The sequence below is a fragment of the Actinomycetospora sp. NBRC 106378 genome (genome assembly GCF_030269685.1).
Classification (GTDB): Bacteria; Actinomycetota; Actinomycetes; order Mycobacteriales; family Pseudonocardiaceae; genus Actinomycetospora.
Map to the genome: position 1 here is coordinate 54,536 of NZ_BSTT01000012.1, position 24,837 is coordinate 79,372.

At 75.0% G+C, this 24,837-nt stretch carries 21 protein-coding genes; 7 read left to right on the forward strand and 14 right to left on the reverse strand.

Translation table 11 applies throughout. The annotated features are described in order from the left end of the window. Positions 1 to 175 precede the first annotated feature (175 nt). The gene (locus tag QSK00_RS22795; protein ID WP_285594423.1) at positions 176 to 850 is read left to right on the forward strand and encodes a GNAT family N-acetyltransferase; all 675 of its coding nucleotides are present in this window, start codon (positions 176 to 178) and stop codon (positions 848 to 850) included. 78 nt (positions 851 to 928) lie between these two features. On the opposite strand, the gene QSK00_RS22800 is transcribed toward QSK00_RS22795, so the two are convergent. The 9 genes from QSK00_RS22800 to QSK00_RS22840 all read right to left on the reverse strand — a co-directional run bounded on the left by QSK00_RS22800 (position 929) and on the right by QSK00_RS22840 (position 12,541). After that, positions 929 to 2,089 (reverse strand): N-acetylmuramoyl-L-alanine amidase, encoded by a 1,161-nt coding sequence (locus QSK00_RS22800; RefSeq protein WP_285594425.1) that lies wholly within the window; start codon positions 2,087 to 2,089, stop codon positions 929 to 931. A 258-nt stretch (positions 2,090 to 2,347) separates the two neighbouring features. Further along, complete coding sequence (gene trxA / locus QSK00_RS22805; RefSeq protein WP_285594427.1) at positions 2,348 to 2,674, reverse strand: thioredoxin; 327 nt, start codon at positions 2,672 to 2,674, stop codon at positions 2,348 to 2,350. A 36-nt stretch (positions 2,675 to 2,710) separates the two neighbouring features. Continuing rightward, positions 2,711 to 3,724 (reverse strand): thioredoxin-disulfide reductase, encoded by a 1,014-nt coding sequence (gene trxB, locus QSK00_RS22810; RefSeq protein ID WP_285594429.1) that lies wholly within the window; start codon positions 3,722 to 3,724, stop codon positions 2,711 to 2,713. 58 nt (positions 3,725 to 3,782) lie between these two features. Beyond that, positions 3,783 to 4,460, reverse strand: coding sequence for an RsmA family anti-sigma factor (locus QSK00_RS22815; protein ID WP_285594431.1), 678 nt, complete (start codon positions 4,458 to 4,460; stop codon positions 3,783 to 3,785). Continuing rightward, complete coding sequence (gene sigM, locus QSK00_RS22820; RefSeq protein WP_285594432.1) at positions 4,457 to 5,116, reverse strand: RNA polymerase sigma factor SigM; 660 nt, start codon at positions 5,114 to 5,116, stop codon at positions 4,457 to 4,459. The genes QSK00_RS22815 and sigM overlap by 4 nt, the downstream gene beginning before the upstream one ends. Before the next feature lie 78 nt (positions 5,117 to 5,194). Then, positions 5,195 to 7,099 carry a protein kinase family protein gene (locus QSK00_RS22825; RefSeq protein ID WP_285594434.1) on the reverse strand — a complete coding sequence of 635 codons (1,905 nt, stop codon included), beginning with the start codon at positions 7,097 to 7,099 and terminating at the stop codon, positions 5,195 to 5,197. Between the two features lie 188 nt (positions 7,100 to 7,287). After that, a complete protein-coding gene (gene murJ / locus QSK00_RS22830) occupies positions 7,288 to 9,792 on the reverse strand; it encodes a murein biosynthesis integral membrane protein MurJ (RefSeq protein ID WP_285594437.1) in 2,505 nt (834 codons plus the stop codon). Beyond that, complete coding sequence (locus QSK00_RS22835; RefSeq protein WP_285594438.1) at positions 9,789 to 12,059, reverse strand: hypothetical protein; 2,271 nt, start codon at positions 12,057 to 12,059, stop codon at positions 9,789 to 9,791. The genes murJ and QSK00_RS22835 overlap by 4 nt, the downstream gene beginning before the upstream one ends. Then, positions 12,056 to 12,541, reverse strand: coding sequence for an NUDIX hydrolase (locus QSK00_RS22840; protein ID WP_026204159.1), 486 nt, complete (start codon positions 12,539 to 12,541; stop codon positions 12,056 to 12,058). Before QSK00_RS22840 ends, QSK00_RS22835 begins: the two co-directional genes overlap by 4 nt. A gap of 194 nt (positions 12,542 to 12,735) precedes the next feature. On the opposite strand from QSK00_RS22840, the gene QSK00_RS22845 reads away from it, so the two are divergent. Further along, the gene (locus tag QSK00_RS22845) at positions 12,736 to 14,154 is read left to right on the forward strand and encodes a CCA tRNA nucleotidyltransferase (RefSeq protein ID WP_285594593.1); all 1,419 of its coding nucleotides are present in this window, start codon (positions 12,736 to 12,738) and stop codon (positions 14,152 to 14,154) included. A 24-nt stretch (positions 14,155 to 14,178) separates the two neighbouring features. Here the strand turns inward: QSK00_RS22845 and QSK00_RS22850 are convergent, their stop codons facing one another. Continuing rightward, the gene (locus QSK00_RS22850) at positions 14,179 to 14,982 is read right to left on the reverse strand and encodes a TauD/TfdA family dioxygenase (RefSeq protein ID WP_285594439.1); all 804 of its coding nucleotides are present in this window, start codon (positions 14,980 to 14,982) and stop codon (positions 14,179 to 14,181) included. Between the two features lie 113 nt (positions 14,983 to 15,095). Between QSK00_RS22850 and QSK00_RS22855 the strand changes: the two genes are divergently transcribed. Beyond that, entirely contained in the window at positions 15,096 to 15,674 is a 579-nt protein-coding gene (locus QSK00_RS22855; RefSeq protein ID WP_285594441.1) for a hypothetical protein, read from the forward strand. On the opposite strand, the gene QSK00_RS22860 is transcribed toward QSK00_RS22855, so the two are convergent. Continuing rightward, the gene (locus QSK00_RS22860; protein ID WP_285594442.1) at positions 15,560 to 17,020 is read right to left on the reverse strand and encodes an MFS transporter; all 1,461 of its coding nucleotides are present in this window, start codon (positions 17,018 to 17,020) and stop codon (positions 15,560 to 15,562) included. The genes QSK00_RS22855 and QSK00_RS22860 overlap by 115 nt on opposite strands. Positions 17,021 to 17,163: 143 nt before the next feature. On the opposite strand from QSK00_RS22860, the gene QSK00_RS22865 reads away from it, so the two are divergent. Both QSK00_RS22865 and QSK00_RS22870 read left to right on the forward strand, forming a co-directional pair. Continuing rightward, the gene (locus QSK00_RS22865) at positions 17,164 to 17,769 is read left to right on the forward strand and encodes a YqgE/AlgH family protein (RefSeq protein WP_285594444.1); all 606 of its coding nucleotides are present in this window, start codon (positions 17,164 to 17,166) and stop codon (positions 17,767 to 17,769) included. A gap of 58 nt (positions 17,770 to 17,827) precedes the next feature. Continuing rightward, positions 17,828 to 18,328: a DUF427 domain-containing protein gene (locus QSK00_RS22870; RefSeq protein ID WP_285594446.1), complete on the forward strand. Its 501-nt coding sequence runs from the start codon at positions 17,828 to 17,830 to the stop codon at positions 18,326 to 18,328. A 15-nt stretch (positions 18,329 to 18,343) separates the two neighbouring features. On the opposite strand, the gene QSK00_RS22875 is transcribed toward QSK00_RS22870, so the two are convergent. Next, positions 18,344 to 18,817 carry an SdpI family protein gene (locus tag QSK00_RS22875; RefSeq protein WP_285594448.1) on the reverse strand — a complete coding sequence of 158 codons (474 nt, stop codon included), beginning with the start codon at positions 18,815 to 18,817 and terminating at the stop codon, positions 18,344 to 18,346. 104 nt (positions 18,818 to 18,921) lie between these two features. On the opposite strand from QSK00_RS22875, the gene leuS reads away from it, so the two are divergent. Next, positions 18,922 to 21,834, forward strand: a complete 2,913-nt coding sequence (leuS, locus tag QSK00_RS22880; protein ID WP_285594449.1) for a leucine--tRNA ligase — start codon at positions 18,922 to 18,924, stop codon at positions 21,832 to 21,834. Positions 21,835 to 22,051: 217 nt separating this feature from the next. Continuing rightward, a complete protein-coding gene (locus QSK00_RS22885) occupies positions 22,052 to 22,972 on the forward strand; it encodes a putative endonuclease domain-containing protein (protein WP_285594452.1) in 921 nt (306 codons plus the stop codon). 153 nt (positions 22,973 to 23,125) lie between these two features. Here the strand turns inward: QSK00_RS22885 and QSK00_RS22890 are convergent, their stop codons facing one another. Both QSK00_RS22890 and QSK00_RS22895 read right to left on the reverse strand, forming a co-directional pair. Beyond that, complete coding sequence (locus tag QSK00_RS22890) at positions 23,126 to 24,199, reverse strand: inositol-3-phosphate synthase (RefSeq protein WP_285594454.1); 1,074 nt, start codon at positions 24,197 to 24,199, stop codon at positions 23,126 to 23,128. A 16-nt stretch (positions 24,200 to 24,215) separates the two neighbouring features. Further along, entirely contained in the window at positions 24,216 to 24,806 is a 591-nt protein-coding gene (locus QSK00_RS22895; RefSeq protein ID WP_285594456.1) for a PadR family transcriptional regulator, read from the reverse strand. Positions 24,807 to 24,837 lie beyond the last annotated feature (31 nt).

Consider the following 24,837-nt stretch of genomic DNA (forward strand, 5'->3'; position numbering starts at 1 on the left):
ACGCCGCGGGTCGACCATCCGCCGCTCCACCCGCCCCGGTGCCCGATCACCCGACCAGACCGCCCGTATTGTGATCAGGAGACGCGGGAGAGTACGCATGCCAACGTCGGGTGGAGACGCAGCGTCGCGCAGCTCCGGGCCCGGTTCCGTGCGGAGACCCAGAACGGGAGTGTCGGTGTCGCGAGAGTGCGTCGGGATCACCCTCGACAACATCGAGGAGCTGCCCAAGGGCTGTCGTCGATGCGTCTACTGGGAGCTCCCCCCGCACCTGGGCAGCCAGGCCGAGGAGTTCGGCACCCTCGAACTGGAGAAGGAGGCGTGGGTCTCCGGCGTCCTGCTCGAGTGGGGCTCGTGCGGGCGGATCGCCCACGTCGACGGCGTCCCGGCCGGCTACGCCTTCTACGCCCCGCCCGCCGCGGTCCCGCGGGCCGCGGCGTTCCCCACCGCTCCGGTGGGCGCGGACGCGATCCTGCTGTGCGGCCTGCACGTGGTGCCGGACTTCGCCGAGGTGGGGATCGGGCGCCTGCTGGTGCAGGACGTCGTCCGGGACCTCTCCCGCCGCGGGGTGAAGGCCCTCGAGGCGTTCGGGGACGCCGCGGCCCGACCGCGGGGCGAGGCGCACGGCCGGACCGCGGAGGACACCCCGAGCTGCGTGCTGCCCGCCGCGTTCCTGCGGGCCGTCGGCTTCAAGACGGTCGCCCCGCACCACCGTTGGCCGCGCCTGCGCCTCGAGATGCGCACCGGGTTCTCCTGGAAGGAGGACGTCGAGGCGGCCATCGCCCAGCTCCTCGGCTCGGTGACGGTCACGACGGCGCCCGCCGCTCCGGTGGGCGCCCCGGCGTCCCGCTAGGCACCCCGGCGACACCCCTCGAACGAACGGCACTTTCGCAGCATCTATGTGCGCGAGAGTGCCGTTCGTTCGGGGAGGTCAGGCCCCGATCGGACTGCCTTCCTCGCGCTGGAGGATGTCGGAGAACGTGAACGTGCCGGTCGGCTTGTCGTTCTGGCCGAGCAGGTAGAGCCGCTTCACCGCGACGAGGATCCCCTCGGCGACCACGTCACGGAAGGCCGGATCCAGCAGGGCCGCCCGGTCGGAGGCGTTCGTCAGGTACCCGATCTCGACCCGCACGGCCGGCATCCGGGTCAGGCGCAGGAGCTCCCACGGCCGCGGGTGCACGCCGCAGTCGGTCATCCGGGTGCGGGCGAGCAGCTCGCGGTGGATGTAGCCCGCGAGGGCCTCCCCGACCGTCGACGTGGCGCCCGTCCCGGTGCCGAAGTGGAAGGCGGCCAGCCCGTTCGCGGCCGGGCTGGGGTTCGCGTCGACGTGCAGCGAGAGCACCACGTCGGCGCCGGCGGAGTTCGCGAACGCCGCCCGCTCGGAGTCGCTCGGGCAGTCCTGCGGACCGTGCGAGAGCAGGGCCTCCATACCCGCGGCGGACATGCGGCCCTCGAGCCGGCGGGCGATGTCGGAGACCAGACCGGCCTCGGTGACGTCGCCGATCGCACCGCCCGGGTGCGACCCGCCGTGACCCGGATCGATCACGATGCGCTTGCCGGACAGGCGCGGCCCGGCCCGGTGGAGGCGCTCCTGCTCCCGCAGCAGGCCCGGACGGCCCCCGGTGACCTTGCGGCCCAGGTAGCCGAGGTGACGCAGCGTGCGAGGGCCGCAGATGCCGTCGGGGGCCATGCCGTAGTCACGCTGGAAGCTGCGCAGCGCCTGCTCGGTCTGACGGCCGAACGCGCCGTCGGCGCGCCCCGAGTCGTATCCCAGCTCCAGCAGGCGCTCCTGGAGGGCGAAGACGTCGTCCCCGGTCATCATGTTCGTCATCTGCAGGCACAGCATGCGGTCGCCCAGCGACCAGCGGGCGTCCCGCAGCGCGCGGTAGGTCGCGGGGCCGACGACACCGTCGGTGATCAGGCCCCGGTTCTGCTGGAAGGCGCGGACCGCGTCCTCGAGCGCGTGGTCGAACAGCGCGGTGTCGAAGACGGCGTGCGCCGCGTCGGCGGGCTCGAGCAGGCCCAGGCCCTCGAGCGCTGCGCGGACCTCGGCGACCGCCGGACCGGTGTCGCCGCGGCTGAGCAGCTGCATTCGGTTGCTCCCGTCCTGTCCCGGTCACTCACGCGGTGAGCCCGACCCTCGCCCAGGCGGCAACGGTGTCGCACCGCCGACGTGTCGCAGTCGGTTTCACCCGAGCCTCATTGTGCCCTGCCGCCCCGCACACACCCGGCATCGGGCCCGTGCCGGAGGGTCACGGTTCGGAACCGGCCGACCCCCCGCCCACCTCCGGACACGACGACGCCGGGCCCGGACGAGGTCCGGACCCGGCGTCGGGAGCGTGCGGACGGCTCAGGCGAGCACGTCGGAGAGGTCGTTGAGCAGCGCGGCCTTCGGCTTCGCGCCCACGATCTGCTTCACCGGCTTGCCACCCTGGAACACGATCATGGTCGGGATCGACATGACCTGGTAGTCCCGCGCGGTCGCCTGGTTCTGGTCGATGTCCAGCTTGGCGACGGTGATCTTGTCACCGTGCTCCTGGGCGATCTCCTCCAGCACCGGGGCGACCATCTTGCACGGACCGCACCAGGTCGCCCAGAAGTCGACGACGACCGGCTTGTCGCTGTTCAGCACCTCGTCCGAGAACGTGGAATCGGTGACATTGATGGGGCTGCCCATGGGGGGCTCCTCCTCGGGTGGACGGATCGGGACGGGTCAGGACGCCGGGACGGCGTCGAGCTCGGGGGTGAGCTCGGTGCCGGCGCCGGGCTTCGGCGACGTGTCCGGGACGGACGTGGCCGGGTTCTCGGCGAGCCAGCGCTCGGCGTCGATCGAGGCCGTGCAGCCGCTGCCGGCGGCGGTGATGGCCTGCTGGTAGGTCTTGTCGGTGAGGTCGCCGCAGGCGAACACCCCCGACAGGTTCGTGTAGGTGCTCGGGTGCGCGACGTGCACGTAGCCCTCGTCGTCGAGGTCGACCTGGCCGGTGACGAGCTCGGACCGCGGGTCGTGGCCGATCGCCACGAACATCCCGGTCGCCTCCAGGCTCTCCTCCTCGCCGGTCACCGTGTCGCGCAGCCGCACACCGGTGACGGAGTTCTCGCCGAGGACCTCGGTCACGACGGCGTTGGTCCGGAACCGGATCTTCTCGTTGGCGCGGGCGCGCTCCAGCATGATCCCGGAGGCGCGGAACTCCTCGCGACGGTGCACGATCGTCACCGATCGGGCGAACCGGGTGAGGAAGGTGGCCTCCTCCATCGCCGAGTCGCCGCCGCCGACGACCACGATGTCGTGGTCGCGGAAGAAGAAGCCGTCGCAGGTGGCACAGGCGGAGACGCCGTGGCCCAGCAGCCGCTCCTCGCCGGGCACGCCGACGTAGCGCGGCGCGGAGCCCATCGCGAGGATCACGGCGCGGGCGGAGTGCCGCTCCTTGCCGACCGAGACGGTCTTGACGTCACCGGAGAGGTCCAGCCCGTCGACGTCCGCGGGGCGCAGGTCCGCACCGAAGCGCTCGGCCTGGCGACGCATCTGGTCCATCAGCTCGGGGCCCATGATGCCCTCGACGAAGCCGGGATAGTTCTCGACCTCGGTGGTGGTCATGAGCGCACCGCCGAACTGGCTGCCCTCGAAGACCACGACGTCGAGCTGGGCCCGGGCCGCATAGGTCGCCGCGGTGTACCCCGCCGGTCCGGAACCCACGATGATCACGTCGTGGATGGTCTGCTCACTCACGTCCGCTGAAACGTCGCCCACCGCCCCAGGATTCCCCACCGGCTGTCGTCCACCCCACTCACCCGCCCACCGTCACGTCCCCGAGGGTGTCCGGCGACCCCGGCGCGCACGCCGGACCGACCACGAGCAGCCGGAACACCGCGGCCCGCCCGGTGGCGACGACGTAGAGCGTCCCGGGCCGGCCGTCGAGGACGACGGCCCGACTGCCGACGGGGACGGTGCCGGCGGGCAGGCCGTGCGCGACGAAGCAGGCCGCCCGCGCGGCGGGGTCGGCGTTCCCGTCCCGGCCCCCCAGGCCCGCGCGGAGCGCCTGCGGCAGGTCCGCCGAGGTCAGGACGACGGGCTCCGGCGTCGGGGACGGCGCCGGGGCCGCGGTCGGTGTGGGTGGCCCGGCCGGGTCCGCGCCGAGCACGACGACGGCGAGCACGGCCGCCGCCGCGGCCGTCCCGACCACCGCGGCGGCGACCCACCGCCGCCGGAGCGGCGTGACCCGCGGGGCCGCCCCGGCGGCCCGTTCGGCGGCCCGTTCGTCGGCCACCGCGGCCAGCAGGGACGCGGTCAGGCCCTCGGGGGCCGTCGGCCGGGGGGCGGCGGCGAGGTCGGCCCGCGTGCGGTCGAGGGCGGCGAAGAGCTCCTCCTCGCCGGGCCGGGGGGACGCTCCGGCGCCGTGGCGCTCGGCCGCGTCCGGGGCGACCCCGCGGTCCCCGTCGCGGGCGCCGGACGCCGGCTCGGTCATCGGTCTCCTCCTGACGGGCTGCGCACCTGGCCTCCCGGGGCTTGGACGCCGCCGGGGGCCGGATCGTTCCCGACGATCCTCGCCGCCGGCCCGGCCGGATCCGCGGCGGTGTCGTACTCCGGGCGCAGGTGGCCGAGCAGCTGGGCGAGGCGGTACCGGCCCCGGGCGGCCCGGCTCTTCACCGTGCCCTCCTTGATCTCGAGCACCGCGGCGGCCTCCGCCACCGTCATGCCCTCCATGTCGACGAGCACGACCGCGGCACGCTGCGCGAGCGGCAGGCGTCCCAGCGCCTCCTCCACGGCGAGCACGCGCTCGCGGTCGAGGATCGGGTCCCGGTGCAGCGGCACGTCGACGGCGTCGGTGAGCGGCTCGGCGGTGCGGGTCCTACGGCGCCGCAGCCGGTCGAGGCTCGAGTTGTGGACGATCCGGTGCAGCCAGGTGTTGACGGTGGCCTCGCCGCGCCAGCGGGACGCGTTGCGGTACGCCGAGATCAGGGCCTCCTGCACCACGTCCGACGCATCGTGCGAGTCGCGCAGGATGCGGGTGGCGAACGCCCAGAGCCGGTCGGAGTAGCGCCGGACGAGCTCGGGGAACGCGGACGGGTCCCCGGCGACGTGCGCGGCGAGCAGCGCCTCGTCGGAGCGCGTGTCGTCCACGTTCCGGGACGCTAGGCGGCCGGTCCGCGGGGCAGGGGCGGTTCGGGGAAACCGGGACCGCCCGCCTCGACCGGGGGCTCAGCTGCCCCCGATCACCGTCACCTCGGCGATCTCGCTGGCGTACTGGCCGTCGGTCTGGCCGAGCGCCGTGATCCAGACCAGCAGGTTCGACGTCGGGGCCCCGGCCTGCAGGGGGATCGTGAGGGTGTCGCCGGACACGGTGCCCGAGCCGAGCAGCTGGGTCTGCGCCAGCGGCAGGTTCGGGGCGGCTGCCGAGCGGACCTCGATCGTGGTGCCCGGGCTCGGCGACCGGACGATGACCTGGGTGGGGCGGCTGGGCGTCCGGAAGGTCGTCATGAGGCCGATGCCCGGCTTCAGCGCCGGGAACTGCTGCCGGTAGTCCGAGGTCGACCAGGTGGTCGAGGGGTCGTTGTCCGCCGCACGGCCGACGCGATCGGGGTTGTCCGGGTTCCCCGAGGGGTCGTACACCGCGATGCTGGCGAGCTGCACCGGTCCGCTCGCGGCCGCCGGGGCCGTCGCGGGGGCGGATGCCTGGCTCTGCGACGGAGCGGGTGCGGGCGCCGCGGAGGTCGGGATCACCAGGGGCGGCCCCGACGACGGCCCGCCGCCGAGCAGCGACACCGCCTGGAACGCCACGAACGCGACGATCGCCAGCACGGCGACCACCAGCAGCGTGACCCCGATCCGCAGTTTCCGGCGGGTGTCGGGGTCGGCGCGCTCGCCGTCCTCGTCGTCGGGGTGCCAGACCGCGCCGTCGTCGTCGGCGAGCTGGACCCCGTCCTCGGTGAGGGGCAGGAGCACGCCGTCGTCCTCGGCGCCCTCGCGCAGCTGGCGGACGAGGCCGTGCACGGCGGCGGCGGTGCGGATGCCCCCGGTGGCGTCGAGCGTGCGGTCGACCAGCGCCGCGAGCCCGACGGGCAGGGCGGGGCGCAGGTCGCGCACCGGGGCGACGGCGCCCGCGGAGGTCCGCGGGGCGGCGGTCAGGCCGGCCGGGGTGGACCCGTCGGTCGAGGGCCAGCGCCCGGTGAGCAGCAGGTAGAGGATCGCGCCGAGGCCACGCACGTCGTCGTCGACCTCGGCGTCGCCGCGCGGCATCGGGAAGGCGAGCCGGGCGTTGGCGCGAGCCGTGACCCGGACGCGCTGCGGGTGGTCGAGCCCGAGCACGAGCCCCGCCCGGTGGGCGTCCGCGACCGCCTGCGCCAACGGCTCGACGACGCGCAGGGCGGCACTCGGCGAGAGCGGCCCGCCGGCGACGAGCTCGGCGAGGTCGCGTCCCGGGGTCCACTCCGCGACCGCGGCGCCCAGGACGCCCGCGGGCAGGCGGCTCGAGCCGGGCTGGATGACGTCCAGGACGCGGGCGGCGTGGCGGTGGGCGAAGTGCGCGGACCGCGTCGCCCGGGAGAGGGCCGAGGAGGCGCGCGCGTCGGCCTGCCAGCCGCCGACCAGCAGCGTCATGGCGACGTCGCGCTCGAGCGTGGTGTCGCGGGCCTTCCACAGGGCGGCGTCGGCGGCCCGGTCGCGCCCGACCTCCGCGACGAGGCGGTAGCGGTCGGCGATGACGGTGCCCGGCACGAGCGCCCCGCGCGGGCCGACCGGGATCGGTCCCGACGACGGCGGGCGCGGGCCCGGCGGCGGGGTCGCCCTGCGGGTGCCGCGGGCGGGGGTGGCCGTACGACCACCCGTGCCGCCCCGGCGGGCGCCCTCGGGCAGGAAGGTGGTCGGGCCGTCGATGCCCGGCGCTCCCGCCACGGGCGGCACAGCCGTGGTCGGGGCCTCGACCGCGGGCTCGTCGGGGTGGTCGGGCCCGGCGGGCGTCCCGCTCGTCCCGTTCGCCCCGTTCGTGGCGGCGGATGCGTCCGGCTCCGCGGGCGCGACGACCTCGGTCGGGTCGGCGATCGCGCCGGACCCCGTGCGCGCGGCGGACGGGCTCGGCACGCGGCGTGCGCTCACCGCCTCGTCCACCCCGTCACCTCCGGGTTCGCCCCACCCGTGCCACCGCTCCCACGGGGGAGCACGTGACCGTGAGACTACGGGACACGGGGTCCCCCGTCGTGGACGCAGGCCCGCGCGCGACACCTGTCACGGCGGCGCAACCCGTCCGTGCGCGGGTCCGGCCGGCCCGGACCCCACGGCAGCCGGTCGGGACCCCGTCAGCGGCCGACGAGCCGGCGCAGCCGCGACACCACCGGGTCGAGTTCGGGCACCCGCAGCAGGCGCATCGCGACCACGAGCACCAGCAGCGAGACGATGCCGCCGACCCCCACGGTGAGCCACGCCCGGCCCACCGCGCTGCCCCCGGGCACTACCCGTTCGAGCAGGGTCACGAGCAGCACCGCGACGAGCACCGCCATCACCGAGGCCAGCCCGGTGAGCAGCATCGTCCGCAGCACCCGGCGGGTGTCGAGCCGCCCGAGACGGATGCGCAGCCACACGTCGCCGACGACCATTCCGACGACGAAACCGAACGCGTTGACGGCGGCGAGCCCGAGGACGACCTGGTCGGGGGACAGCAGGACGGGGCACAGGTAGGCCAGCGGCACCTTGACCACCGTCATCACGACCATGATCAACGTCGGGGTGCGGGCGTCGGCCATCGCGTAGAAGACGCGCAGCTGCAGCATGGTCACGGCCATCGGGAGGAGTCCGAACGCCGAGGCGGACAGCGTCATGCCCAGCGTGGCGGCCGACGCGCCCCCCGAGCGGCCCAGCGAGAACATCGCGACGCCGAGCTGGGAACCGAAGACGGTGAGGATGGCGCTGACGGGCAGCAGCGTGACCGTGGACAGGCGGGAGCCGAGCGACAGGTCGGCGACCACCTGGTCCAGTCGCCCGTTCGCGGCGGCCGCGCTCATCCGGGGCATGAGGGCGGTCAGCAGGGACACGCCCAGCACGCCGTAGGGCACCTGGATCAGGAGCCAGGCGTTCGAGTACACCGACGGGCCGCCGGGGTCGGCGGAGAAGGCGACGCGCAGGATCGCGGTGAGCCCGATCTGCGAGATCACCACGTAGCCGATCACCCACGCGGCGAGCCCGCCGAACGCGGTGAGCCGCGGGTCCCAGCCGAAGCGCCAGCGCCAGCGGAACCCGGTGCGCCGCATGGCGGGCAGCATCACGACCGCCTGCAGGACGATGCCCAGCGTGCTCCCGAGGCCGACCACGAGGAGCTGGGTCGTCGAGATCCCGCCGTCGGGTGGGCTCGGCAGGAACCAGTAGACGGTCAGCGCCGCCAGCACGACGACGTTGTTGAGCACGGGGGCCCACGCCGCCGGCCCGAAGACCGCACGGGCGTTGAGGATCGCCCCGAACAGCGCGCCCATGCCGTAGAAGAAGATCTGCGGCAGCAGGAGGTAGGCGAAGTCGGTGGCCAGCGGCCGGTAGGCCTCGTTCTCGATGTAGGGCAGGACCAGCAGCGGGGCCGCAATCGTGGCGATCGCGGTCGCCACCAGCAGCGACACCGCCGCACCGGAGAGCAGCTTCTGGGCGAAGGCGTCCCCGTCGTCGCCGTCCTCCTTGGCCGCGCGGACCAGCACGGGGATGACGACGCTGGTCAGGACCCCGCCGAGCAGCAGCTCGAAGATGATGTTGGGCAGCGTGTTCGCGATCTGGAACGCGCTGCCGACCAGCTCGAGGCCGATCGTCGCGGCCAGCGCGAGGGTGCGCAGGAAGCCGGTCAGGCGGCTGACGAGGGTCGCCACCGCCATCCCGCCCGAGGCCTTGACGAGGGACGAGTCGTCGCGGTCGTCGCTCGGGGCGCGCGGCGCGGGGACCGCGGGGGCGTCCTGCTCGAGCGGCGGGCGCGGCAGCAGGACGGTCTCGTCGCGCGAGTCGCCCACCGTCCACGAGGCCAGTGGCGCGGCGCGCACGGTCGCGGCGTCGGCGCCGGGCAGCGCTCCGAGCCGGGTCGTGGCCTCCTCGACGCGCGCCGGCGGGCGCCCGGTGTGCGGGCGCTCCTCGACCGGCAGTGCCCGCGCGGGGACGGTGACGGCGTCGCGCGCGGCGATCGGTCGGGTGGCCCCGGGATCGGGTGCGCGTGGTCCGGGGGGTGATCCGGGCGGTGGTCCGGGCTGTCCCGACGGCATCGGGCCGGGGGACGGCGTGGGGCCCGGCATCGGTGCGGCGCCGAGCGGCGGCACGGCGGCCCGGGGGGTGGCCGACGGCTCGTGATCACCGGGCGTCCTCGGCGGCGGGCCGGGTCGGGCCGGCGCCGAGGGTGCCCAACGATCGGGTTCGTGGGTGGGGACCGCGCCCGACGGCGCGACGGGCGGCCCGGGTCGTCCGGGCGGACCGGGCCGGCCCGCGTGCGGTGGCGCGCCGTGCGGGACGGCGGGACCCGGGGGCGGTGGGACCGGGGGTCCCGTGGGTCCCGGGGGCCCGGGCGGGCGCGCGTCGGGACCGACCGGGGCGAGCGGACGCGGCGGTCCCCCGGCGGACGGGGCCCCGGCCGGTGGTCCGGCGGGTGGCGGTGGTCCGGGCGGTCCCCCGGACGGGCGGGCGGCGGTGGGCCGGGTGCGGGCCTCGGCGTCACCGGCCGGGTCGGGGCCGCGGCGGACCGGGACCTCGTCGTCGACCGGCGCGGGCGGGGGCGGCACCACGACGTAGTCGTCGGGGTCCTGCGGGGCGGAGGTGTCCGCGCCGCGCCCGGGACGGGCGGTCATCGGGCCTGCAGCGTGCGGTCGTCCGTCGTCGGGCCCGGACCCGACCCGTCCGTCGGCGTCCCGGCCCGACGCCTGCGCCGGGACCTGCGCTCGCGCCGTGCCGCGCGGACCCGCAGCGCCACCCGCAGGCTCGACAGGATCACCAGCACGACGGCTGCGGACGCGGTCAACCACACGGTGATCGTGCCGTAGGCGGTCGATCGCAGCAGGAGACGAGCCGTCGGCCCGAGCGCCTCGCCCCCCGGGGTGTGCGCGGTGGCGTCGATCGTGAACTGGCCCGAGCGCTCGACGTCGAGCGCCACCTGGAACTGGTAGCTGCCGAAGGCGGGCACCTGGTGCACGGCGACCGGGGACGCCCGAACGCCGGGGGTCTGGTCGAGCACGACGGTGACGTCGACCGCCACCGGCAGCTGGTTCTCCACGGTGAGCAGCAGGGGGGCGTCGCTGGACCCGAGCGAGTACGTCCCCGCGGGCTGCACCACCCGCACCAGCCCGCGGAGGGTCGCGAGCTGGGCCGCGACGTCGCTCGCCGCCGCCCGTTGCAGGGCCGGGTCGCCCCGGCCGGCGGCCGAGAGGCTGCGCAGGAGCGCCCCGGTGAGCGGCTGGAGGTAGTCCGCCGGGGTCGGCGCTCCCGTCCGGTCCTGCCGGCTGGCGGCGAGCAGGTCGCGCTGGCCGTCGCGCACGGCGCGGATCCGGTCGAGGACCGCGGAGGACTGGTCCGACACGGCGGCCCGGTCGCCCGGCCCGAGCGCCACGTCGGGGGTGGCCGGGTCCGCGGCGGCGCGCGCCACGAGGGTGCCGAGGTCGACCGGGGTGACCAGGCCACGGCGGGCCAGGTCGGAGAGCCCGCCGAGCAGCGCCGTGGCGGCGGTGGCGTCGACCGGCCAGTCCGCGGGCGGTGCGAGGACGACGGGCGCGGACGGCGGGGTCCGGCCCAGGGCCCGCAGGGCGGTCACCGCCAGCGCGTCCTGGGTGGCGAGGGCCCCGTCGGCGACCGTCGATCCGCCCGTTGCGGCGTCGGCCCCCCCGGGGCTCTGCGCGAGGGCCTGCCCGACGAGCGGATCGGTCGCGACCGCGAGCGGACTGCCGCCGCCGGCGCTCCCCGCGAAGCGACCCACCCCGCCCGGCGGCACGCCGTCGGTGAGCGTGGAGCCGTCGACGACGAGGGCCCGCGCGCCGCCCCCGGCGAGGTCGGCGAGGCTGCGCTCGTCGAGCAGCCCGCCGGCGGGGACGGTCGTGTCCGGCACCGGGGTGACGCCGAGCAGCTCGGCGGTGCGGGCCGCGCCGAGGGTGCGCGCGGCCGTCGTGAGGTCGCTCATGTTGCCGCGGCTCGTCGCGAGCAGGTCGGCGTCGGCGTAGGGCAGGGCGACCACGCACCGCCCGACCGCGGCGGCGCGGACCGCGGCGAGCCACTGCCCGGCCGCGGCGGCGCCGGAGCCCGGCCGTGGGCCGGTCGGGCTGCTCACCTGGTAGCCCCCGCTCATGTCGCGGGCGGTCTCGAGCAGGTCGGCGTCGACGGCGAGGCAGGTGGCGGCCGCAGCGGGGCTGCCCAGCGGGGCGGCCCGGGTGAGGGCGGCGACCAGTCCGCCGAGGCGGCCGTCGGGGGCGAGCGTGGCGGCGAGCGAGTCGTCGGCGAGCAGGGTCGGCGCGCCCGGGGGCACCGGGAGCCGCCGCGGGCGGTCCGTGAGCGGGTAGAGCAGCGACACGGTCGTCGGGGTGGTCGGCGTCGCGGTGGGCCCACCGGGGAGCCCGGTGACGGGGAGCAGGAACCGCTCCGCGGCGACCCGCTCGGGCACGCCGGCGCCCGGCGTCCCGTTCACCTCGACGACCACCGGGTAGACGCCGGGCCCGGGCAGCGCCAGGGCCGCGAGCGGCACCCGGAGGGTGACCGGCACCGTGTCGCCCGGGTCGAGCGGACCCGCGACGGGGGTCAGCGGCGGTGCGGGGGCGGCGGGGTCGGGGGAGATCGCGCCGGTGAGGGCCCGGTCGACCTCGCGGTCGGTGGCGACGGCGACGCCCCGTTGCGCCCGGATCCCCAGGTCGCGCACGGGGACGGGTCCGCGGTTGGTCAGCCGACCGGTCACGGTCAGGTCCCCCGAGTCGGGTCCGACCACGCGCGGGGTCGCGTCGAGGGCCAGCTCCACCGCGCTCGACGACGAGGTCTGGGCCGGAGCGGCGAGTGCGGTCGGCACGCCCGTCGTCAGGACCAGACCGAGCACCGCGACGACCAGGGAGAGGAGGGTCCGCGGGGCCCCTCCTGCGATCACGCGGACTCCTCCAGGATCTCCGCCGCCAGCCGGACGAGCCGGCGCTCGTCGGCGTAGGCGAGCCGGGAGCCGAGCTCGGTCAGCGGGACCCAGGCGACCTCGGTGACCTCCACGTCGGCGTCCGAGAGCTCCCCGCCGCGGGCCGCGAGCAGGAAGTGCTGCACGGTCTTGTGCACCCGACGGTCCTCGGCCACGAACCAGTAGTCGATGCTGCCGAGCGGGGCCTGCACGGCAGCGATGATGCCGGTCTCCTCCTCGACCTCGCGCACCGCCGCCTGCTCGGCCGTCTCGCCCTCCTCGATGTGGCCCTTGGGCAGCGACCACAGGAGCCGTCCGCGCCGGTCGAGCCGCCCGATCAGGGCCGCGCAGCCGCGCTCGGCGTCGACGACCAGGCCGCCCGCGGAGAACTCGTCGACCGTCCGCATCCGCCGCCGCGGACCGCGCCGACGGCGGTCGGCGGGTCGACGTGGCGACGGGGGCATTCCGTGATGGTACGACCGACCCGCCCCGCACGGGGGCTCCGACGAGGCCCGGCGGGGGCTGCTCACACGGTGGTGGTGGCGGCCACGGTGCGAACCGCGCGATAGGCTGTCCCGCCGTGCCCGCACCATCCTCGACCGCCTCCCAGGCCCTCCCGCCCGTCGTCGGGACGGCCGGAAACGAGCAGCACGAGCCCGTGGACGCCGGTCAGACTGCCGTGGTGGAGCTGTTGCGGTACTCCCCCGTCGCCGACGAGCTCGGCCGGCGGTTCGCCGACGCCGGGCACCGGCTGTACCTGGTCGGCGGGAGCGTGCGCGACGCGCTGCTGGGGCGCGGGTCGAACGACCTGGACTTCACCACCGACGCGCGGCCCACCCAGGTCAAGCGGATCGTGGCCGGCTGGGCCGAGGCCGTGTGGGACACCGGCATCGAGTTCGGGACGATCGGGCTGTCCCGCCACGGGGTCACCCTCGAGGTGACGACGTTCCGGGCGGACAGCTACGACGGCGTGTCCCGCAATCCCGTCGTGGCGTTCGGCGACACGGTCGAGGGCGACCTGGTGCGCCGCGACTTCACCGCGAACGCGATGGCGGTCTCGCTGCCCGACCGCACGTTCGTCGACCCGTGCGGTGGCCTCGCGGCCCTCGCCCGCGGCGTCCTCGACACGCCGATCGAGCCGGAGCGCTCCTTCGACGACGACCCGCTGCGGCTGCTGCGGGCCGCGCGCTTCGTCTCCCAGCTCGGGTTCTCCGTCGCACCGCGGGTCCGCGAGGCGATGACGGCCATGGCGCCCCAGCTCGCCCGGATCACCGCGGAGCGGGTCCAGGCGGAGCTCTCGAAGCTGCTGCTCGGGGCGTACCCGCGGGCGGGCATCGAGCTGATGGTCGACACGGGGCTCGCCGACGTCGTGCTCCCCGAGGTGCCCGCGATGCGCCTGGAGATCGACGAGCACGCCCAGCACAAGGACGTCTACGAGCACTCGCTGACGGTCATGGAGCAGGCGATCGACCGGGAGACCGACGGCCCGGACCTGACCCTGCGCCTCGCCGCCCTGCTGCACGACATCGGCAAGCCCGCCACGCGACGGGTCGAACCGGGCAACCGGGTCAGCTTCCACCACCACGAGGTGGTCGGGGCGAAGATGACCCGCAAGCGGCTGCGCGAGCTGCGCTACCCGAAGCAGCTCATCGACGACGTCTCGCAGCTGGTGTTCCTGCACCTGCGCTTCCACGGCTACGGCAAGGGCGAGTGGACCGACTCCGCCGTGCGCCGCTACGTCACCGACGCCGGCCCGCTGCTCGACCGGCTGCACCAGCTCGTGCGCTCGGACTCCACGACCCGCAACAAGCGCCGCGCGGCCGCCCTCCAGCGCACCTACGACGACCTCGAGGAGCGGATCGCGCGCATCGCCGAGTCCGAGGACCTCGCGCGGGTGCGGCCCGACCTCGACGGCAACGCCATCATGGAGCTGCTCGGGGTGGAGCCCGGACCCGTCGTCGGGAAGGCGTGGCGGCACCTCAAGGACGTGCGCCTGGAGCGGGGGCCGCTCGACCGCGACGAGGCGGAGGCGGAGCTGCTCGCGTGGGCCCGCGCGGAGGGGATCGTCACGGACTGAGGTCCGCAGCCGGTCGGACGCGGGTCAGACGCCGACGAAGTCGAGGTCCCCGCTCGGGACGGCGACGGCGTCGGTCGTCCAGCCCCAGATGGAGTACAGGAGCCGCTGCGGGTCGTCGTAGCCGTGCCGTCCGTGCAGCATCCGGTAGTTGTCGACGACGGCCATCTCCCCGGCCTCGAGACGGAACCGGGCGCCGCCGTCGCGGGCGGTGTCGGCCGCGGCGTGCCACGCCTCGAGGAACGGCCACTGGTCGACCTCGGCCGCGCCGCGGACCGGGGCGAGGAACTCGTGGTGGCGGACCTGCACCCGGTTCCCGGGGGTGGTCCGCGCGATCGGGCTCGGCGTCGACTGCGGGAAGCCGGGCTCGGAGTGGTCGACGGGCACCGACCACGCGAAGCGGCGCAGGTCCGCCGGGACCTCGCCGAGGAGGGCGAGCCCGTCGAGGAGGAAGTTCTCGCCGCCCGTGCGGGCCGGTCGGACCTGCAGCAGCAGGAGCCGGTCCGGGGCCTCGTCGCCGAACGCGAAGCCGTCGTTGTGGGGCGGCATGGGCACCGTGGTGTCGGCGGAGAGGTCCCGACGGCGGCCGCGGGCGTCGGCGGGCTGGGCCCGGGCGATCGCCCCGTCGCGGGCGGCCGCCGACCGGGACGCCTCGATCTGACGTCCGACGCGGCGCAGGTCCTCGCCGAGCATGGCGCGGGCGAAGGCGATCGCGGCCTGTTCGTCGGCGATCCCGGACACGATGGCCGCGCCCTCCTCCCCGACCAGAGCGCGGGCCTCGGCGGCGGAGGCCGCACGGCGGGGGACGACGGCGGCACGGCGAGGATCCACGGACGGTCACGCTAGGGCGGCGGTGTGACGGGCGGATGTCGTCGACGGAGCGGGTTGTCCACAGGCCGCTCCCGCCCGGGAACCGATCACCGGCGCCGCGGGTCCGAGCCCGTGTGATCAGCTATCGCTTCGGCACCGGACACGGACCGGTCCACCACCACCGCTCGCCCGCGGACCGCGCGCTCGGCGGGGCGGGACCGGACGCCGTCGCGCTCGACTTCGACGGTGACGGCCGGGTCGACGACGCGCTCTGGGACACCGACGGCGACGGCGTCGCCGACCGGGCGGTGCTCGACCTCGACGACGACGGCCGCCCGGAGCGGGCGTTCGCGGACCCGTCCGGGCGCGGCGTGTGGGACCGGTCGGCGGACCGCGTCGTCACCTTCACCGACGTCCGCGGCCGGGCGGGCACCGTGGTGGCGGCGGTGGACACCGACGGCGACGGCGTTCCCGACGGCGGGTCGGCGGAGGTCGACCACGACCCCGCCGGTCGCGAGACGGTGTGCGACCTCGACGGCGACGGGCGCGCCGACCAGCTGCTCGTCGACCACGACGGGGACGGGCGGGCGGAGAGCGCCTACGCCTCGTCGGGCCCGGCGGGGAGGTGGGACGTGCTGCTCGCCGACACCGACGCCGACGGGACGGCCGACGTCGAGATCGCCGAGGACGCCTCGGGATGGGTGCCGCCCTGAGTCGGCACCACGGCGCCGCCGTCGGGCCCGCGGGTGTCGCCGACCGGGGCGCCGCGGCGCAGCGCGATCTCGTGCACCCCGAGTCCGAGTAGGTAGAGCCCGGCGGCGGTCAGCACGAGCGTGGCCGAGCGGCCGTCCGGCGGGCTGAGTAGGGCCGCGGCGGCGACGGCCGAGACGTAGGTGACGTTGAAGACGGTGTCGGAGAGGGCGAACACCCGCCCGCGGCGCGCGTCGTCGACCTCGCGCTGCACGGCGGCGTCCGCGCACAGCTTGATGGCCTGGCCGACGAGGCCGAGCACGAACGCGGCCCCGAGGATCGTCGGGAGGACCATCGGCAGGCCGAGCGCGAGCAGGGCGACGACGGCGAGCGTCAGCATCACGCGCACGGTGGCGGGCCGCCCGATGCGCGCGGTCAGCCACGGCGTCACCACGGCCGCGACCCCGAGCCCGGCGGCCGCGGCGACCACCGTCTCGCCGAGTCCGGCGACGCCCGCCTGCAGCGGACCCCAGTCGGTGAGGCCGTTGCGCATGAGCAGGAGCATCACGAGGGTCGCCACGCCGAACGCGAGGCGGTGCGCCGCGACCGCCCAGAACGCCGCGACCACGCCCCGCGCGTCCCGGGCCGCACGGGCGCCGTCGGCGAGCCCGAGCGCGACCGCCCTGATCGCCTGGGCCGCCTCCGACGGGTCGTCCGGGCCGAGCGCGCCGCGACGGAATCCGACGGCCACCGCGACGATCACCACCGAGCCCAGGACCGACGCCGCCGCCGCGAGGCCGGACTGGCGGTCGCCCGCGCCGATCAGCCCGGTCAGCGCGAAGGAACAGGCGGCGCCGAAGGCGGCCGCGACCGCACCGCTCGTCGTCACCAGCGAGTTCGCCGCCACGAGCCGTCGCGGCACGACGACGTGCGGCAGCGCGGCCGACAGGCCGGCCTGCACGAAGCGGCTGACCCCGATCGTCGCCAGTGCTCCCAGGTACAGCGCGGGACCCGTGACGCCCGCCGCGACCACCGCCGCCGTCCCGACCGTGAGGACGGCGCGCAGCGCGCCGGCCACGACGAACACCCGGCGGCGGTCCCAGCGGTCGAGCAGCGCGCCCGCGAACGGGCCGACGAGCGAGTACGGGAGCAGCACGACGGCCAGGCCGAGGGCCACCAGCACCGGGTCCGACTGCCGCTCGGGGTTGAACAGCACGGCCCCGCCGAGAGCGGCCTGGAAGACGCCGTCGCCCCACTGCGCGCCGAGCCGGATCGAGAGCAACCGGAGGAAACCGGGGTGGGCGGCGAGTTCCCGACGACGGGTTCGGCCGCGCCCGGCGGGCGGGTTCCGGTCGGTCGAAACGGGCACGACGGCCCACGCTACGCGGAGTCTCCCAGGGCCGGGAGGGCGGTCGTCGCCCGTCCGGGCGTCCTGCCCGTCCGGACAGGTGACGCGGGCCGCGGCCGGGGGCGGTCGGGCTGACCGCGGCCGGACGGTGGTGTCACGATGGGGTGGTGGTCGAGGGAACCCGCGGTGAACCCGCCGAGCGTTCGGCGTACTCGGTCGAGGCCGGCACGCTCCTGGTCGCCGCACCCTCGCTCACCGACCCGAACTTCGCCCGCACGGTCGTCTTCGTGATCGACCATCGGCGCGAGGGCACGCTCGGCGTGATCCTCAACCGGCCGAGCGAGGTGGCGGTCGGGGACGTCCTGCCGACCTGGGGCCCGCACACGACGCGGCCCAGCGCGGTGTTCGTCGGCGGACCGGTCGAGCAGAAGACCGCGCTGTGCCTCGCGGCCCTGCGCACCGGGGAGGACCCGGCGGACACCCCCGGCGTCGTCGGGGTGCGCGGGCCGGTGGCCCTGGTCGACCTCGACGGCGACCCCGCCGCCCTGGCGCCGCGGGTCCGCGGGCTGCGGGTGTTCGCGGGCTACTCCGGCTGGGACCGCGGCCAGCTGGCCGGCGAGATCTCCCGCGGCGACTGGTACGTGGTGCCCGCCCTGCCCGACGACGTGCTGGCCCCGGCCCGGTACGACCTGTGGGGGGGTGTCCTGCGCCGCCAGGGAGTGCCGCTGGCGCTGCTGGCCACGCACGTGTCGGAGCCGACGCGGAACTGAGGCCGCCGTGTTCGTTCCCGACGGCGACGGCCCGGCCTCCGGCGTAGCGTCCGGGCGCGTGCGGATCACGCGTGAGACCCCGGGACCCGGCCAGGAGTCGGTGTGGGACTACCCCCGGCCGCCGCGGGCGGAGCGGGACACCCGTCGCTGTGTGATCAGGCACGCGGGCACCGTCGTGGTGGACACCGACGACCTGGTCCGGGTGCTGGAGACCAGCCACCCGCCGACGTTCTACCTGCCGCGGACCGCGTTCCCCGAGGGCGTGCTGCGGCCCGCGCAGCGGCGCACGGTGTGCGAGTGGAAGGGGACGGCGCGGTACGTCGACGTGGTCGTGGGCGGGGCGACCCTGACCGACGTCGGGTGGTGGTACCCGGAGGGCGACGTCAGCGCGACCTATCCCGAGCTCGCCGACCGCGTGTCGCTCTACCCGGCGCCGTTCGACGAGATCACCCTCGACGGCGAGCGCGTGACGCCGCAGCCCGGCGGGTTCTACGGCGGGTGGATCACCGCCGACGTGGTGGGCCCGTTCAAGGGCGGCCCGGGCTCCTGGGGTTGGTGAGCCGGGGCCGGTGAGCTACGCGCCGGCACCCTTCGGGCAGATCGCGCACGACCCGGCGCACGCCGACCGCGTCTCGGGACCACAGCTGTCGTCGGGAACGGGCACCGAGCAGGGCTGCGCGGGCCGGTTCTCGGCCTCGAGCGTGGCCTCGCGGTCGGCCTCGGCGTAGCGGCCGCCGAGGACGCCGCCGATCCCGAGGAGCACGAGCAGGCCGACCGCGCCGACCACGAGCAGCGTGACCGCGGCCGCCGCGACGGGGCTGAGCAGCGCGGTGGCGCCTCCGACCAGGCCCAGCAGGCCGGCGCCGGTGAACGCGGGCGCGGCCACCCGGTTGGCGCGGCGGAACGCGTCGACGCGGGCCATCGTCCAGCTCGTGCGTACCCCGACGACGCGGTTGCGCGGCAGGCGCTGCGTGGCGGCGAGAACTCCGACGACGGCGACGACGGCGGCCGCGATGATGAGCACGACGGCCAGGACGGGGACGACCATGCCTCCAGAGTAGGCTCGGTGGTCCTAATGCCGGTCCCCGAGGGACCCGGCCCCGCCCCGGCTGTGGATCGCGCCGGAGGCCTGTGGTGACCAGGAGGAACGCCGTGACCGCCCAGCCCGACGTCGCCCGGCGGGAGGCCATCACGCCGCCGTACCGGTACACCGCCGAGCTGGCCAACCAGATCGAGGCCCGCTGGCAGGACCGGTGGGAGGCCGAGGGCACCTTCGAGACCCCGAACCCCTCCGGCCCGCTCGCGGACGGCCGCACCCTGGACCCGGCCGAGAAGTTCTACCTGATGGACATGTTCCCGTACCCCAGCGGCGCGGGGCTGCACGTCGGGCACCCGCTGGGCTTCATCGGCACGGACGTCCTCGGCCGGTTCCTGCGCATGACCGGGCGCACCGTCCTGCACACCATGGGCTTCGACGCCTTCGGGCTGCCGGCCGAGCAGTACGCGGTGCAGACCGGCACGCATCCGCGGACCACCACCGAGGCCAACGTCGAGCGCTACCGCGCCCAGATCCGCCGTCTCGGGCTGGCGCACGACAAGCGCCGGTCGGTCTCCACCACGGACGTCGAGTTCTACCGCTGGACGCAGTGGATCTTCCTGCAGATCCACGGCGCGTGGTTCGACCGGGACGCGAACCGGGCGCGGCCGATCCCCGAGCTGGAGGCGGAGTTCGCGGCCGGGACGCGCGCGCTTCCCGACGGCAGGTCCTGGGACGGGTTGACCCGCCCCGAGCAGGACCGCGTGCTGGACGGGTACCGCCTGGCCTACCTGGCGGACGCGCCGGTGAACTGGTGCCCGGCTCTCGGCACGGTGCTCTCCAACGAGGAGGTCACCGCCGACGGACGCTCCGAGCGCGGCAACTTCCCCGTGTTCCGGCGCAATCTGCGCCAGTGGATGATGCGGATCACCGCCTATGCCGACCGCCTGGCCGACGACCTGGACGGCGTCGACTGGCCGGACTCGGTCAAGGCGATGCAGCGGAACTGGATCGGCCGCTCGCAGGGCGCCACCGTCCGCTTCCGCAGCGGCGAGCACTCCCTCGAGGTCTTCACGACGCGGCCCGACACCCTGTTCGGCGCGACCTACATGGTCGTGGCGCCGGAGCACCCGCTGATCGACGCGATCGTCCCCGAGGCCTGGCCGACGCTCGCCGACGAGGCGGAGCTCGACGGCCGCTGGACCGCCGGGGCCCCGACCCCGGCCGACGCGGTCGCGGAGTACCGCCGCGTTGTGGCCGCGCGCTCCGACCTGGAGCGGCAGGAGGCCCGCGACAAGACCGGTGTGTTCACCGGCGCCTGGGCGATCAACCCGGTGAACGGCGAGCCGTTGCCGGTGTTCGTCGCCGACTACGTGCTCATGGGCTACGGCACCGGCGCGATCATGGCGGTGCCCGGCCAGGACCAGCGCGACTGGGACTTCGCGTCGGTGTTCGGGCTGCCGATCAAGCGGACCGTGCAGCCGCCGGAGGACTTCGACGGCGAGGCGTACACGGGCGCCGGGGCGGCGATCAACTCGTCGAACGCCGAGATCTCGCTCGACGGGCTCGGCGTCGACGAGGCGAAGGCGACGATCATCGCGTGGCTGGCCGAGCGCGGCGACGGCGAGGCCGTCGTGCAGTACAAGCTGCGCGACTGGCTGTTCAGCCGCCAGCGCTACTGGGGCGAGCCGTTCCCGGTGGCCTACGCCGCCGAGGGCGAGTCCGACGGCGGGCCGTCGATCCCCCGGGCGCTGCCCGACTCCGACCTGCCGGTGCTGCTGCCCGACGTCGACGAGTACGCGCCGAAGACGTTCGCCCCCGACGACCGCGACTCCGCCCCCGAGTCCCCGCTCGCCCGGGCGACCGAGTGGACGTCGTTCTCCGAGGACCTCGCGTCCGACCCGGAGCGGGGCTGGGCGGAGTACGTCCGCGAGACCAACACGATGCCGCAGTGGGCCGGCTCCTGCTGGTACCACCTGCGCTACCTCGACCCGACCAACGACGAGCGCTTCGTCGACCCGGACGTCGAGCGGTTCTGGCTCGGTCCGCGTCCCGACGTGTTCGGCCCGGCCGACCCGGGCGGCGTCGACCTCTACGTCGGCGGCGTCGAGCACGCGGTGCTGCACCTGCTCTACGCCCGCTTCTGGCAGAAGGTGCTGTTCGATCTCGGCCACGTCTCGGCGTCCGAGCCGTTCCGCCGCCTGTTCAACCAGGGCTACATCCAGGCGTGGGCCTACACCGACGCCCGCGGGGTGTACGTGCCGGCCGAGGAGGTGGTGGAGGACGGCTCCGGATTCACGTGGAACGGCGAGCCCGTGTCCCGCGAGTACGGGAAGATGGGCAAGTCACTGCGCAACGTGGTGACCCCGGACGACATGTGCGCCACCTACGGCGCCGACACGTTCCGGCTCTACGAGATGTCGACCGGCCCGATGGAGGCCTCGCGCCCCTGGTCGACCCGCGACGTCGTCGGCTCGCAGCGCTTCCTGCAGCGCGTCTGGCGGCTGTTCGTCGACGAGCAGGACGGGTCGCTGCGGGTCTCGGACGCCGAGCCGTCGGACGAGACCCTGCGTCTGCTGCACCGCACGATCGACGGGGTGCGCGCCGACTTCCCGGCCCTGCACTACAACACCGGTGCCGCAAAGCTCATCGAGCTGTCCAACCACCTGACCAAGACCTATCCCGACGGTGGGTGCCCCCGCTCGGTCGCCGAGTCCCTGGTGCTCATGCTCGCCCCGCTGTGCCCGCACCTCGCCGAGGAGCTGTGGTCGAAGCTCGGGCACCCGTCGTCGCTGGCGTACGCGGACTTCCCGGTGGCCGACCCGGCCCTGCTCGTCGAGGACTCGGTCGAGTACCCGATCCAGGTCAAGGGCAAGGTCCGCTCGCGGGTCACCGTGCCGGCCACGGCCGGGGAGGACGAGGTGCGCGCCGCGGCCCTGGCGGACGAGAAGGTCGTGGAGCTGCTCGCGGGTGCCGAACCGCGGAAGGTGATCGTGGTGCCGGGCCGTCTGGTGAACGTGGTGCCGTAGGCCCCGTCCCGCTTGAGCGAAGGGCACCTTCCGTCGAATAGGCGGGCCGTGGGTGCCCTTCGCCAGTGCGGCTGACTCGGCGGCCCCGTCGAGCGAAGGGCCCCTTCGCCCAATAGAACCGCCCGTGGGCGCCCTTGGCCCACGACGATGGATCCGCCTGGACCGGCGCTGCGTCAGCACCCATGTGCCACCTCGCGCGAAAGTCGACTGGGCCGCGGTGTCCGACGCCGCTCCCCAGCGCCTCATCCTCGTCCGGACCCTGCTCGCGCTCGGCGTTCCGTCGAGCACCATCGCGTTCCGCTGTCGCAAGGTCGACGGGCCCTGGTGGCACCCGCTCCAGGGCCTCGTCGCCCTGACCCGGGGCGTGCTGACCACGTATCAGCGGCTCGTCGCCGCCCTGCTGGTCTGCGGCGACGCCGCCCAGGTCACCGGCCTGGCGGCCTGTCGGCTGTACGGGTTGGAACGGGTGCCCGACCACGACCAGGTGCACGTCCTCCTGCCCCACGACCAGCGGCGTCGTTCGGAGGGCTTCCTCCTCGTCGAACGCACGACCCGACTACCGCCGAACCCGATCGTGCGCGACGGCATCCGGTGCGCCCCGCTGGTCCGGGCGCTCGTCGATGCTGCACGCCGGTTGATGCGGATCGACGACGTCCGCGCTCTGCTGTGCGAGGCGGTGCAGCGGCGGATGGTGACCGTCGGGGCCCTGCGTGCAGAGCTCGAGGCCGGCTCCTGCCGGGGTGCGGCGCTCGTCCGTCAGGTCGTGGCCGAGCTGGAGGACGGGATCCGCTCGGCGGCCGAGGGTTGGCTCCGCGAGCTCGTCGGTGCGATGCCCGAGTTCGCCGACATCCGATGGAACGTCACCGTGCACCTGCCGAACGGGACGAAGATCGTCGCGGACGGGTTCCTCGACGGCGTCGCCCTCGCGATCGAGCTCAACTCGTTCGCCCACCACGCGGACCTCGCGACCTTCGACGCCACGATGCGGAGGCAGGCCGAGATGATCGCCGCGGGCATCGTCGTCGTCCCGGTCACGCCGCGGGAGCTGCGGGAGGACCCGGCGGCGGTCCGCCGGAAGCTGCGCGCCGCGCTCGAGCAGGCTCGCCTCCGCCCGCGACCCGCCGTCGTCGTGGGCTGACCCCCGACGAGCGAAGGGCCCATTCGGTCGGATAGATCGACCGAAGGGGCCCTTCGCTCAACGCATCGAGCCGGCCACCCGACTGGCGATGGGCACCCATGGCCCACCTATTCGACCGAAGGTGCCCTTCGCTCAATCAGGGCAGGGAACGGCTCAGGACTCGCCGCGGATGAACGACTCCACCGCGTCGTAGGCCACCGAGTCCCGGTACTGCACGGGCGGCGACTTCATGAAGTACGACGACGCGCCGAGCAGCGGGCCGCCGATGCCGCGGTCGAGCGCGATCTTCGCGGCGCGCACGGCGTCGATGATGATGCCGGCCGAGTTCGGGGAGTCCCAGACCTCGAGCTTGTACTCCAGCGACAGCGGCACGTCCCCGAAGGCGCGCCCCTCGAGGCGGACGTAGGCCCACTTGCGGTCGTCGAGCCACGGCACGTGGTCCGACGGGCCGATGTGGACGTTGTCCTTCCCCATGTCGCGGTCGACCTGCGAGGTCACCGACTGGGTCTTCGAGACCTTCTTCGACTCCAGGCGCTCGCGCTCGAGCATGTTCTTGAAGTCCATGTTGCCGCCGACGTTGAGCTGCATCGTGCGGTCGAGCTGGACGCCGCGGTCCTCGAAGAGCTTCGCCAGCACCCGGTGGGTGATAGTGGCTCCGACCTGCGACTTGATGTCGTCACCCACGATCGGCACACCCGCGTCGGTGAACTTCTGCGCCCACTCGGGGTCGGAGGCGATGAACACGGGCAGGGCGTTGACGAAGGCGACGCCCGCGTCGAGCGCGCACTGCGCGTAGAACTTGTCGGCGTCCTCGGACCCCACCGGCAGGTAGGAGACGAGCACGTCGGCCCGCGCCTCGCGCAGCGCCGCGACCACGTCGACCGGCTCCTCGTCGGCCTCGGTGATGGTGTCGCGGTAGTAGCGACCCAGCCCGTCGAGGGTGTGGCCGCGCTGGACCGTGACGCCGGTGGGGGCCACGTCGGCGATCTTGATCGTGTTGTTCTCCGACGCGACGATCGCCGAGGCGAGGTCCTGACCGACCTTCTTGGCGTCCACGTCGAACGCCGCGACGAACGTCAGGTCGCGGACGTGGTAGCCGCCGAAGTCGACGTGCATGAGACCCGGCACGCGGGCGGCCGGGTCGGCGTCGGCGTAGTACGTGACGCCCTGGACCAGCGACGCGGCGCAGTTCCCCACGCCCACGACGGCCACTCGGACCTGACCCATGGATGGTCTCCTTCACTCATTCACGACGACGGGTCCGGCCCGTCGCCTCGTCGTTGGCGGTAGAGCCAGTGGTGGTGCCCAGCGACCGCTCGTGGTCGATGAGCTCGTCGAGCCAGCGGACCTCGCGCTCGGTGGTGTCCAGGCCGAGGCGGTGCAGTTCGCGGGTGTAGCGGTCGATCTGCTCGCCCGCCCGCGTGATCGTCGAGCGGAGGCCCTCGCGGCGCTCCTCGACGCGACGGCGACGCCCCTCGAGGATGCGCATGCGCACCTCGGCCGGGGTGCGGGAGAAGAACGCCAGGTGGACGCCGAACCCGTCGTCGTCGTAGGCGTGCGGGCCGGACTCGCCGAGCAGCTCGTCGAGCCGGTCCTTGCCCTCGGCGGTGATCTCGTAGACCTTGCGGCCCCGGCGTCCCCAGGACCCGCGCTCGTCACTCGCCGGGGACTGTTCGATGATCAACGCGGCACGTTGCAGTCGCCGCAGGGTCGGGTACAGGGACCCCCAGGAGAACGCGCGGAGCGGTCCGAGGCGGGCGTGCAACTGCTTGCGCAGCTCGTACCCGTGCATAGGGGCCTCGTGGAGCAGACCCAGGACGGCGAGTTCCAACACGGCGCCCTCCCTGGTCCGCTCGACGCTGCCC